Source organism: Streptomyces sp. NPDC093225 (genome assembly GCF_044753805.1).
Classification (GTDB): Bacteria; Actinomycetota; Actinomycetes; order Streptomycetales; family Streptomycetaceae; genus Streptomyces.
This window is the reverse complement of sequence record NZ_JBIVNX010000075.1, coordinates 19,323-29,948: the sequence shown is the minus strand read 5'-3', so window position 1 is coordinate 29,948 and position 10,626 is coordinate 19,323. Positions and strand designations below refer to the sequence as shown.

Here is a 10,626-nt window from a genome sequence, read left to right as displayed (position 1 = left end):
GGGTGTGGTGGGGGGTGGGGGGGCGATGGTTATTGGGGGGGGTGGGGTGGGGGGGGGGGGGGGCGCCGCGGGGCCGGGTGGGGGGACCCGGGGGGGGGGGCCCCCCCCCCGGGCGGCCCCGCGACACGTCCCGTCGCCCTTCGAAACTAGCCCGGGAATTCCCACGAACCGCCTGGTTAAGGACCCGGAGAGAGATCTTTAGGGCGCACTTAAGTCGGGGCTATGAGGGGCATCAGGTAGTGGCTCCCGAACTGCCCAGTCGGCACTGGAGCGATTGCATCCAGCGTCCGCCAGAGTCCGGGGGAGTCCGCCGGGGAATGCCGGGGATGGCTCCCTGTTTGGCTCCCCACCCTGGCTCCCGCGCCCGTACGGGCAAGCCCCGCCACTGCACGGTGCCCGGCAGGTCGAAAGGGCCACAAGGGCCCCATCGAAGTGGAAGGGTGGAGCGTCTTCGCATCGAAGGGGAAAGCCATGTACACCCGCATGTACGTCCCGTCGGACGGGCCGGCAGATCGATTCGTACCGCCGCCTGGTGGTCTTCATCGGCTGCACCTCGTCGAGTACGACGGTGGCCTGCGTCTCTGCGAAGACGAGACAGGACTGCTGGTCGGCCCGACGGACCGACGGCTACAGCGAGCGGGGCTCTACGTGGCCAACGTGCGAGGAGTGGGTTACTACCCCGAGGCGGCCCGCCGGGCGGATCTCTCCCCAGGTCGCCCGTTGCGGCTCGTTCGAGAGCCGGACAACCCTCACGACCCGTTCGCCGTGGCTGTGCACCCCAACTACGGCAAGGAACCGATCGGCTACGTGAATCGGCAGAAGGCCCGCTACTGGTCCAAGTTGATCGCCGCCGGCACACGCCTCACGGCGGTGAGCTTGCGTGGGACGGGTCCGGGGGTGGACTGCGATGGGGTTGCCGTCTTGGCGGCGGCCCCCGAGGTGGTGGCGCACCTCATGGCCCCCCGCCCGCCCGACCTACCTGAGCCTGTCTACCTCAGGCAGCGGGTCACGGCGCTACGAGTCCCGGGCCGGTCCGAGTAGTGCACCGCATAGGGGCAGCTCCTGTCGATCGGCCTTGCCCATGCTCACGTGCTGGCTGTCGCCGTGCGAGGCTTGGAAGGAACCCCGAGCGAAGGAGGAGATGGAGTGCCGGAACAGGCCAGCCCGCGGGGGACCTTCTTGAGGATCGCCGCCCACATCAATGGGCAGATCGCCGCGGATCCGGGCATGAAGGAGTTGCCTGCCTTGGCAGACGTCATGGCCGAGTACATGGTGTCCCGCGGAGTGGCGCTCAGGGCGTTCAGGGTGCTCCAGCAGGAAGGCGTCGCAGAGCCGGTCCCCGGCGCGCGGTGGCGCGTCGTGCGTCCCGGCGAGTCGGTTGACCGCCGGCCGCTGGCCGAGAGGATCGCCGAACTGATCACGGCTGAGGGGCTGAACGTGGGGGCTGCCTTCCTGAGCGAAGGAGAGCTGAGCGACCGCTTCAAGGTGTCCCGGCCGACCATCAGCAAGGCCCTGGCGCAGTTGGAAGCCGCTGGCCTGCTCACGGAAGGGGGGCAGGGCAAACGGCGTTCTGTCCGGGCCCTGCCGTCCCAACAGGAGGACTTGAAGTCTTGACCACTGCCACGCTGACCGATTGGGCCTATCCGCTCGCGGAGTCGCTGTTGGCCGACCCGCTGCCGCGCCGTTGGGCGCACTCCCTCGGCGTTGCCGAGCGGGCGCGCGCAGTCGCGGAGATCCTGGGCCCGGACGCCGAGCTGTTGGAGGCTGCGGCCGTCCTGCACGACATCGGATACTCGCCGGACCTCGCCAAGACCGGGTTCCACCCGCTCGACGGTGCCCGCCACCTTCGGAGCCTCGGCGCGGACGAGCGCGTCGTACGGCTCGTCGCGCACCACTCCTGCGCGTGGATGGAGGCTGAGGCCCGGGGCCTGCGAGACGTACTCGAGGACGAGTTCCCCCGCGAGGAGGAGCACCTGGCCGACGTCCTCTGCTTCTGCGACATGAACACCACGCCGGACGGCACGTCCACGAACCCCGTGGACCGGATCAACGAGATTGCTGGCCGCTACGGGCCGGAGAGCCTGATCGGGCAGTTCATCCGGCGCGCTGAGCCGGAGATCCTGCTGTGTACGGTCCGCGTGCTCACCAGGCTCTCCGCAGCGAAGGCGGTAGTCGCTCAGCCGATGTAGGGCGTGCTCCGGGTCGCGTCCATGGCGTGCTCGATGCGGAGTCGCATCGTTGAGTGGATATCGAGGTCGACCAGGTCCGCGGGGGCAACCCAGCGGACCTGCGTCGTCTCGTTGCTCGTCCGAAGGTCCCCGCCGACCGGCCGCGCGCGGAAGCAGATGCTGAACTGCTGGCGGGCCTCGCCGTCGTCGTACAGCATCACGTGACCGGGGTCGGTGTAGATGCCCGACAGGTCGACGACCTCGGCCTTGATGCCGGTCTCCTCCCACACCTCACGCACGACGGTGTCGCTGATGGACTCGCCCACGTCGTGGCCACCGCCGGGCAGGGCCCAACGGCCGTTGTCAGAGCGCTGGATGACCAGCACTTCCCCGGCTTCGTTCTGGACGAAGGCCACGACGGAGGGGACCACGTTGTTCGGTGCGGGGCCGGCAGGGTCGTGGAGGTAGTCGATACGTCCCATGCTCATGCTCCTGTGAAGTCGTGGTTGGTCACTGGGCGGGCTTGGCCCCACGTCTGTTCGATGCTATTCGCGTAGGTGTCGAAGAGGCCGCCCCCGGGGAGCCGGCGCAGGTGGAGCACAGGGGCCAGGAAGGCGCCGATGCCGTACACGTGGGTGTTTACGAGCATCTCGTCGTCAGCGCGGAACAGGCTGTTGTACAGCGTCGCGTCGTGGAGCCGGATCCCGATTTCAGGGTGACTGGTGAGGAGCGGCCGGTAGTTCATCAGGGCGTTGCGGATCTTGCCATCCATGATCCGGTGGCCTTCGTCGATGCCGCGCTGCCGGACCGCGTCGCAGGCAGGGTCCCCGAGTAACAGGCGCACTTGGGCGTTGCCCGATACCTTGCTCTTCAAGATCTTGTGGAACTGCGGATCTTCGGACAGCCAAAGCCCCGCGTATACGAGCACGTCGACCTGTGTCTTGGCGCGGTCGTACATCTCGCGCCAGAGCCCTCCCGGCACCATGTGCCGGTGCGGGTAGACGGTCACGATCTCCGCCTTGCTCAGGTCAGTGGACGACTCGACCGCCCGCTCGTCGTCCCACAGGGTTGTGACGCCGACTCCTAACTCAGCGGCCACGGCGTACTGGTGGCGCCGGTAGGGGATCTTGGCTTGCGTAATCCAGCGTTCCACGGTCTTCGCGTTGACGCTGATGGCTTCCGCGAGTTGCTGAATGGTCATCCCCTTGGCAAGCAGGGCCGACCGTAAGCGCTCGTTGGACATCTACACCCCCCGGTGGGACGTCTTGGGAGCTCTTGACGGTAGCCAGAAGGCCCCGACGTGTCCACGCGAGGGGTAAACAACGCCCCTGACCTGGCCCGATTCTGATGGTGCGCCAGGAAGTCCCGGCGCGAAAGCGGTGAACCTCCGCAGACCTGCTTGACGCAAGTCGATGCGATACCTGTAATAGAGGTACTGCATCGGTTCTGCAAAGAACTCGGAGCGAAGCCCTACCCCTGCTTTGCCTGCTCCGGCTGTGTCCCCACACCTCGCGGCGCGGGAGCCCTCTGGGTTTCCACGGCCAGTCGGGAGCGCCTGGCTACACGTTGAGAACTGAACAGTGATCGTGCGGGGCTGACGCGAGTCGGCGGTCGCGGTAGGTGCCTAGGGCGAGGGTCCGGGGGCAAACCGCTGTGATGGACGCCGGCTCCCCCTTTGCGCTTGGCAGGCGCCATCCGGATTCGGGTGTGGGGAGGGACAGCGGGGCCCCAATGCACGTGGCGGCAAGAGTGAGACCGCCCCCGCGGCGACCGGGTGATGTCGTCGGCGGCACGCCAACCTGCACCGATTCGTGTAGGCCGCCTGCTGGCGTCAGAGCAGTGACGATGACGCACCCGATTCCCGGCTCGGGACCTGTGCTCCGCGGCAATGGCGCACAGGTGAAGTTCGGCTTTCAAACTTCTGACCTCGCAGCTCCGCTGCGGCCGGTTGCCTCCTCCGCCCGTGCGGCGCTTCGGCGCTCGTACGGGCGGGGTTGAGGGGAGCCGGAGTCTCCTGCTTCACAACGACGTGCAGCCCCGGGTGGCTAGACCCGGGGCTGCTGTTCGGTCCCGTTCCTTCTGGAGAGGAGCAAGACCCGATGGAATCCATCGTTGCACGTCACGTGGGTGTTACCCGCCTGCCGGTCGATCTGGAGCCGACGGACGCGGAGCTGGCGGCGATCGACGCCGAGATGTCGGTCATCGAGGCCGAGGTCGAGTTGCTGGACGCGTTGATCGCGCTGTTGGACCGGCCGGCGTCGGCGTTCGACGGCCGCCGGATCCGCCGGGCCCACCGCCGTGTGTGGGCGGCCCGGCGGGACGCGGCGAATAAGTCGTCGGCGGCCGGTGCGGCGGTGGCGTGATGTTCCCGTGCGCGGAGATGACCAGCCGTGACGGCTGGCACTTGTTCGTGGCCCTGGAGGGCGGTGTGGCCGACTGGCCGTCGCACGACTGGCCCGACGGGGCGCCGATCCCCACGGTGGCCGAGCGGACCGCCGTCCTGGCCGACCTCGGATACGAGATCGAGCCCCGGGCCGAGTGGTCCTGGGTCGAGGACATGCTCGACGAGGCTGGGACCGCACCGGCCTACCTGATCGCCCACGTCCCCGTCCGTCCGATCCGCTCCGGTGGTAACCGGTGAGGGCCCGGAGCGCCCTGGCGCAGATCCGGGCCCTGGAACGGTCGTTGGACTCGCTCACGCGGGTGCTGGTGGGCATCTGCACGGTGGCGCTGATCTTCACCGCCACGAACGTGACGATGTTCGCGATCGACCACCACGTGTGGGTGGGGATCGCGTGGATGCTCGACCCCATGGTTGCCGTCGCCCTCGGCACGGTCCTGCTTTACGACGGCCGCCTGTCGGAGTACGGGCTCGCGCCGTCGGGGTGGGCGTCGGGCCTGCGCTGGTTCGCCGGTGTGGCGACGTGGGTGATGAACTGCTGGGCCTCCCTGTGGCCCGAGGGGACAGCCTTCGGCGTCCCCCACCACGTCGACCCCGCCGGGCTGGTCCTCCACTCCATCCCCCCGGTCCTGCTGATCGTCCTCGCTGAGGCGATCAGCCACTACCGGCGGGCGATCCTCAACAAGATCGAAGACCTGCGCGCCACCCTGGTGGACACCCCGGCGCCCCGGGTGGAAGCCACCCCTGTCCACCCGACCGTTGCCCGGGCATCCACCGCCCCGCCCGCGTACGCGGCGACCGCCGCGCCCACGGGTGCCGGTTCCGGATCGCTGCTGGTCATCTGTGGTGACAGGCGGGTGTATCCCCTGGCCATCCCCCGCACGTCCACCGTCGTCCCCCTGCACGCCGAGCTGGTGGAGAAGCTGCCATCGGATGAGGCGAAGCGGATCATCCGCGAGTGCTGGGAGGACGGGGTGTCGATCGGGAAGGCGGCCCGGAAGTCCACCCGGTCCACCTCCTACGTCCACAAGGTCTACACCCAGCTGGGCACCCCGTCCCCCGCCGCGGCGGAGGTGACCGGGTGAGCACCCTCCCCGTCTACGCCTGGCGCCTGGCGCCGGACGGATTGGCGACCGTGCGGCAGTTGCGGGCGGCTGGCCTGCGGCCGGGTGGACAGCCGGTGGTGGCCCAGGTGGAACGCCCCCGGTACCGCCGGCCGCCGCTGGTGGCCTTCCTGTACCGGATCGACCGCGCCCGGCCCGTCCGCCCTATGACGGCGGCCAAGCGGGCCGCTCTGGCGAAGGCCAACGCGGCCCGCCGGACCTGCCCGGAGTGCCGGAGGGATGCGGGCTACGTGATCCCGCTCCGGCTCGGCATGTGCGTGCCCTGCGCGTACCCCGACGACTACCAGGCCGCGGCCTGAACCCCGTTCGAGAGGACTGCTCGTGAAGCCGATGACCGCTCGACTCCTGCCCTGGCTGTGCCTGGCCGTCGCCGCCCTCTTCGGGCTGGCGATCGCCCTGAGACTGCGCTCCCATGACGTCCCGCTGTCCCTGACTCTGGCGTGCGCGCTGGCTGTGGCGCACGTCGTGGACCGGACTGCTGAGCGCGTGATCGGGGGACGGGCCTGGACCACCTACCGCTGCCCCGCCCCGGGCTGCCTCTTCGAGGTCCGCGTCCGGGGCGTCGACGCCGGCGAGTCCCGCCACTGGCAGGAGACCGCGGCCAACCACCCCACCCACTGACATCCCGCCATGCGGGCCCGGCCGCCGCTGTAGGAGGTGAACGGCCGGGCCCCTCTCCCCATGAGGAGTGCCCCCAGCATGACCGAGACCACCGTCGAACCGATAGCACCCCCTGAGACCGACACCCCCACTTCCGAGCAGGCCGCCCCCGACCCGGCGCCCGCCCCGCCGCAGGTCGAGCACACCCCGGGCGGGATCCCGGTGCTGCCGCTGGCCCTGTCCGGTGCGAACACCACCGCGGGCCTGGTCGGCGCCGCTGCCCTGGCCGGTGGGCCGATCGCGGCCGCCGTCGCGATGACCGGCGCCGTTGTCCTCGGTGCCGCCGCCACTCGCCAGCGCACCAACACCAAGCGCTCCGCCCGCGTCAAGGCCGGCGCTACCGGCTCGAAGGCCGGGGCTTCCCGCTCCTTGGGGGCGAGCGCGGGCGGGCGGAGCCTGAAGGGGCACCGGCCGGCGTCCGGCCGGGTGCCGTCGCCGTCCCGGACTGGCGCCCGCTCCGGCGGGACCGGATCCCGCAAGCACAGCGCCGCGGCGAGGACATCGGCCGGGCGCCGGTCGGCCGCCGCTCCGTCCGCCGGCCTGGCTCGCGCCACGGCCACGAAGGCACGGGAGGTGAGGCCGAAGGCCGGAATCTCGTTGGCCGGGCGGGCCGTGGGTGCGGTCGGTCGGCTCGGCGGGGGATGGGCAGGTCAGGTGCGGGATGTGCGGGCTGCGGCCCGTCAGCAGCACCCGACCCGCAGCGCGGCCCGCACGGCCACGCTGGAGGCCCGCCGGGGTGTGGCCGACTCCCGCCGCGCTGCCAAGGCCGCCGACCGCAAGAACCGCACTGCTCCCGGCTCCGGCCGGGGGCCGGCGGCCCGGACGCTCGCGAAGGGCATGGCCGCCGCGGCGAAGGCCCGCGACAAGGCCGCCGGTGGTCTGCGGGCCGCCCGGGACCGCGCCACGGGCCGGAAGGTTGCCAGTGGCCGGGCCGGGATCCGGCAGGCCGCCCACACCAAGCGCGTCGCTCAACTCAAGGCCCCCGCCCAGAAGGCCGCCCGCAAGGCATTGCGCCGGTCGGCCGCCCGCTTCCACGCCCGGCGCGCCGCCGCCGGCCTGCTCGGTGGCTTGCTCGGCGTCCTGGGGACGGCGACCACGTGGCTGGGCCGGAAGCTCGGCATCGGGTGGCTGATGTACCCGGGTCGGCGCCTGTACCGGTGGCTGGTCGACCGGGCCAAGGCCCAGCGCGAGCAGCGCGACGCCGCCATCCGCGCCCAGCTCGAGCAGGACGAGCAGGCCGCGCAGGAGCAGGCGGAGACCGAACTGAAGGAAGAGTGCGAGCCGATCGGGGATCGGGCCGCCCGGCCCGCGTCCCGTATCCCCGCACCGCCCATGACCGAGGGAGCACAGGTGTCGAACACGTCCGGGTTCCGGTTCGAGGAACTGGCCGCCGAGCTCGAGCAGGCCGCCCAGTCCTACGAGCCCGAGAGCGCTATGGAAATCCTCGCGATGGTCGATGGCCTGCCCGAGGCCCTGACCTCGATCGCGAACGTCATGCGGATCCTCGCCGAGCGCTCCGACTCCGAGTTCCCGCTGGAGAAGGAGATCGCTGGGGGCTTTGACGACATCTACGGCGCGCTGAACAGCGCGGTCGCGGTCGCCGAGGACCTGGGCCCCATGTTCCGGCAGGTCCACGAGGCGGACATCGCCCGCCACGAGGACCCCCGCAACGGGACCGAGTCCGAGAAGGGATGGAACGTCTGATCATGGCCACCACCACCCACAACAGCGGGGTGGCGTTGGACTGGGCTGCCGGTCACGGACCCGTGACCGGCGCCCTGTCCGCCACCACCGGAGCGTTCGCTGTCGCCACCCTCGGCGCGGCCACACACATGCCCCCCACCTGGGCCCTGGCCGCCGGCACCGCAGGCGCCCTCGGCCACACCGCCACCGGCCTGCGCCAGCGCTTGGCCGGGCGGACGATCGGCGCTCGCGCCGCTTCCTGGCTCCTTGGGGCCGGGTGGACGACGTGGGCCGTCGCCACCGGCCCCCTCACCTGGGCCGCCCTCGGCTCGCTCGCCACCCTTGGCGTGGCGATCGGGGCGTCCGCCCGCGCCACCGGCCTCTACGAAGAGGCACGCGAACTCGAAGCAATCGCGGACACGGAACGGCAGATCGCCCGCGAACTGTCCGCCGAGCGCCGGGCGATCGCCGCGGAGTGGGTCGAGCGGATCCAGCGCGTGTGCGGCGTGACCGTCCGCGTGCTCGCGGTGGAGACGTGGCCGACCGGGACCGGCTTCACCATCGACGCCGAACTCCCGACCGGCGGCGTCACTTACGACCGGATCGCCAAAGACAATGCCCGGCTGAGTGCCGATGCCCGTCTGCCGCACGGCTGCACGGCGGCCGCGTTGCCGGGGGTTGACCAGGGGCGGGTGCTGATCGACGTCACGACGGTCAACGTCCTCGCCGCCGAGGTGGCCTACCCGTCGGACTACAGCGCTCTGTCGATCCACACGGGGATCCCGTGGGGCTACCGCACCAACGCGGACGAGATCTGCGCTTACCTGCGCGAGCAGTGCGCCCTGGTCGTAGGGCCGACCGGGTCGGGCAAGACGAACATGGTCCACGTGATCCTGGCCGGGTTCGCCCGCGCTGAGGACATGCTGACCTGGGTCATCGACCTCAACGCCGGATCCGCCGGCCTGCCCTGGATCCGACCCGCCATGGAGCCGAACGACGGCCACAGGGCCGTGCGGCCGGGTATCGACTGGCTCGCCTCCACCCACAAGGAAGCCCTGAAGATGCTTGATGCGGCGCTCCGGGTCGGGGACTACCGCAAGCGCGCCTATCAGGACCTCATGGCCAAGACCAACACCGACCTCCTGCCGATCAGCCGTGAGATCCCTCAGATCATGCTTCTGATCGACGAGGGCGCCGAGATCCTGGTCAGCCGGGACCCGAAGAAGCGTGAGCTGGCCAAGAAGATCCTCGAAGTGATCCGCATGCTCCGCGCCATGGGCATCCGCACGGTCCTGACCGCCCTGGGCGCGACCAGCTCCGTCCTCGGTGACCTGATGATCCGGCGCGAGGCCAAGACCCGGGTCGCCCTCACCGGCGGTGCGACCGAGGGCATGGACCTGGCAAAGCTGTTCCCCGGTGCGCAGGGTCTGCGGATCGAGCAGGCCCCCTACAAGGGCTCGGGGTTCATGGGCACCCCCGAGTCCCCGGCCGGACTGTTCGGGACGTGGCGGATCCTGCCCGCCCAGATCCGGGACATCGTCCACGCCACCAGCGACCGCCACCCCTACCTCGACGCCATCTCGGCAAAGGCTGCCGGGCCCGACTACGCCCGCCGCTGGGATGCCGACCGCACCGCCTGGATCAACGACCACACACCCACCCACACCGACACCACCCAGACGGGCCCGGTGGCGGCGCCGCGGGCCACGGGCGGGCTGAACCTGTCCGCCTTCCGCACCGACACCACGGCACCGGCCGCGGCCGCGGGGGCGGTGTCGGAGGAGGATCGGTTGGCGGCGGAGTTCAGGCGGCAGATCGACGCCGAGTTCGCCACCACCCCCGAACCCACCGCCGGACCCGAGCCCAAGCGGGAGACCGGGCGGCCGGGGCTGAACCTCTCGGCCCTCCGCAACGACGACGACAGCGCCGCCGCGGCGGACGCCGGGCCGGACTGGCTGCCCGCCGCCGTCGCCGCCCTCTACGCGGCAGGGCCGGACGGGATGAAGCCGGCCGCCGTCGCGGACGCGGTCGGTCGCGGTCGGGAGTCGGTCCGCAAGGCTCTCAAGTCCGCGGCCGAGCGGGGCGAGTTGGTCTACCGGGACCGGGGCCCGCACTCGGTCTACGTCCACCCCGACCACGCCTGACAACACCGCCAGACGCCCTCACACGGCGCTACCGCCTACTGCCTACCGCCCAACCCCGGTGGGCAGTAGAACGGCCCTCTACTGCCCACCTACCGCTCACACACCCACTCTCATCTGCGGGTTGGGCAGTAGGCAGTAGCCACTAGGCAGTAGGCGGTAGGCACTAACCCCCCTCACGCACAGCCACCACCCACCCCCGGCCGGCGCCCTTCCCAGCGCCCGTCGGCCTGCCCAGAAACGGGGCCCGCAATGGCTGTCACCCTCTCGCTCGTCGTCCTCCTCGGCGTCATCCTCGCCGTCCTGCTCCGCACCCGGCACCTGGGCGCGGGGACTGCCGCGGTCGCGGTCGGGTTCGGGTTCTTCCTCGCCGACACCGGCGCCGCCGACGCCATCCACACCTTCGTCGCCGCCCTCGCCAACTCCATATCCGGCCTCTGACCGGACAC

Annotated in this window: 13 protein-coding genes; 11 read left to right on the top strand and 2 right to left on the bottom strand. The window is 70.9% G+C overall.

Translation table 11 applies throughout. The annotated features are described in order from the left end of the window. Positions 1-471: 471 nt before the first annotated feature. The 3 genes from ACIQCH_RS36025 (at position 472) to ACIQCH_RS36015 (ending at position 2,189) form a co-directional block, all read left to right on the top strand. Positions 472-1,041, top strand: coding sequence for an HIRAN domain-containing protein (locus ACIQCH_RS36025; RefSeq protein ID WP_402588154.1), 570 nt, complete (start codon positions 472-474; stop codon positions 1,039-1,041). Positions 1,042-1,146: 105 nt separating this feature from the next. Next, entirely contained in the window at positions 1,147-1,614 is a 468-nt protein-coding gene (locus ACIQCH_RS36020; RefSeq protein WP_402588152.1) for a GntR family transcriptional regulator, read from the top strand. Then, positions 1,611-2,189, top strand: a complete 579-nt coding sequence (locus tag ACIQCH_RS36015) for an HD domain-containing protein (protein ID WP_402588150.1) — start codon at positions 1,611-1,613, stop codon at positions 2,187-2,189. Before ACIQCH_RS36020 ends, ACIQCH_RS36015 begins: the two co-directional genes overlap by 4 nt. Here ACIQCH_RS36015 and ACIQCH_RS36010 read toward each other — a convergent pair. Together ACIQCH_RS36010 and ACIQCH_RS36005 are read right to left on the bottom strand one after the other, a co-directional pair. Continuing rightward, positions 2,177-2,650 carry an NUDIX domain-containing protein gene (locus tag ACIQCH_RS36010; protein ID WP_402588148.1) on the bottom strand — a complete coding sequence of 158 codons (474 nt, stop codon included), beginning with the start codon at positions 2,648-2,650 and terminating at the stop codon, positions 2,177-2,179. The two genes, ACIQCH_RS36015 and ACIQCH_RS36010, sit on opposite strands and share 13 nt — an antisense overlap. A gap of 2 nt (positions 2,651-2,652) precedes the next feature. Beyond that, positions 2,653-3,411, bottom strand: a complete 759-nt coding sequence (locus ACIQCH_RS36005; protein WP_402588146.1) for an XRE family transcriptional regulator — start codon at positions 3,409-3,411, stop codon at positions 2,653-2,655. Positions 3,412-4,267: 856 nt separating this feature from the next. On the opposite strand from ACIQCH_RS36005, the gene ACIQCH_RS36000 reads away from it, so the two are divergent. From ACIQCH_RS36000 to ACIQCH_RS35965, 8 genes are all read left to right on the top strand, one after another. Next, a complete protein-coding gene (locus ACIQCH_RS36000; RefSeq protein WP_402588144.1) occupies positions 4,268-4,531 on the top strand; it encodes a DUF6284 family protein in 264 nt (87 codons plus the stop codon). Positions 4,532-4,548: 17 nt separating this feature from the next. Beyond that, entirely contained in the window at positions 4,549-4,809 is a 261-nt protein-coding gene (locus ACIQCH_RS35995; RefSeq protein ID WP_402588142.1) for a DUF6303 family protein, read from the top strand. After that, positions 4,806-5,654: a hypothetical protein gene (locus ACIQCH_RS35990; RefSeq protein WP_402588140.1), complete on the top strand. Its 849-nt coding sequence runs from the start codon at positions 4,806-4,808 to the stop codon at positions 5,652-5,654. Before ACIQCH_RS35995 ends, ACIQCH_RS35990 begins: the two co-directional genes overlap by 4 nt. Further along, positions 5,651-5,992, top strand: a complete 342-nt coding sequence (locus tag ACIQCH_RS35985) for an RRQRL motif-containing zinc-binding protein (protein ID WP_402588138.1) — start codon at positions 5,651-5,653, stop codon at positions 5,990-5,992. Before ACIQCH_RS35990 ends, ACIQCH_RS35985 begins: the two co-directional genes overlap by 4 nt. Positions 5,993-6,023: 31 nt before the next feature. Next, positions 6,024-6,314 (top strand): hypothetical protein, encoded by a 291-nt coding sequence (locus ACIQCH_RS35980; protein WP_402588136.1) that lies wholly within the window; start codon positions 6,024-6,026, stop codon positions 6,312-6,314. A gap of 78 nt (positions 6,315-6,392) precedes the next feature. After that, positions 6,393-8,057, top strand: coding sequence for a hypothetical protein (locus ACIQCH_RS35975; protein ID WP_402588134.1), 1,665 nt, complete (start codon positions 6,393-6,395; stop codon positions 8,055-8,057). Beyond that, complete coding sequence (locus ACIQCH_RS35970; RefSeq protein ID WP_402588132.1) at positions 8,045-10,180, top strand: hypothetical protein; 2,136 nt, start codon at positions 8,045-8,047, stop codon at positions 10,178-10,180. The genes ACIQCH_RS35975 and ACIQCH_RS35970 overlap by 13 nt, the downstream gene beginning before the upstream one ends. A gap of 249 nt (positions 10,181-10,429) precedes the next feature. Next, positions 10,430-10,618, top strand: a complete 189-nt coding sequence (locus ACIQCH_RS35965) for a hypothetical protein (protein ID WP_402588130.1) — start codon at positions 10,430-10,432, stop codon at positions 10,616-10,618. Positions 10,619-10,626: the final 8 nt, after the last annotated feature.

Excerpts from the sequence above, each read along its gene's own strand:
- ACIQCH_RS36025 (WP_402588154.1), top strand. The coding sequence starts at position 472 with ATGTACACCCGCATGTACGTCCCGTCGGACGGGCCGGCAGATCGATTC.
- ACIQCH_RS36010 (WP_402588148.1), bottom strand. The coding sequence starts at position 2,650 with ATGGGACGTATCGACTACCTCCACGACCCTGCCGGCCCCGCACCGAAC.
- ACIQCH_RS36005 (WP_402588146.1), bottom strand. The coding sequence starts at position 3,411 with ATGTCCAACGAGCGCTTACGGTCGGCCCTGCTTGCCAAGGGGATGACC.
- ACIQCH_RS36000 (WP_402588144.1), top strand. The coding sequence starts at position 4,268 with ATGGAATCCATCGTTGCACGTCACGTGGGTGTTACCCGCCTGCCGGTC.
- ACIQCH_RS35995 (WP_402588142.1), top strand. The coding sequence starts at position 4,549 with ATGACCAGCCGTGACGGCTGGCACTTGTTCGTGGCCCTGGAGGGCGGT.
- ACIQCH_RS35980 (WP_402588136.1), top strand. The coding sequence starts at position 6,024 with ATGACCGCTCGACTCCTGCCCTGGCTGTGCCTGGCCGTCGCCGCCCTC.
- ACIQCH_RS35975 (WP_402588134.1), top strand. The coding sequence starts at position 6,393 with ATGACCGAGACCACCGTCGAACCGATAGCACCCCCTGAGACCGACACC.
- ACIQCH_RS35970 (WP_402588132.1), top strand. The coding sequence starts at position 8,045 with ATGGAACGTCTGATCATGGCCACCACCACCCACAACAGCGGGGTGGCG.
- ACIQCH_RS35965 (WP_402588130.1), top strand. The coding sequence starts at position 10,430 with ATGGCTGTCACCCTCTCGCTCGTCGTCCTCCTCGGCGTCATCCTCGCC.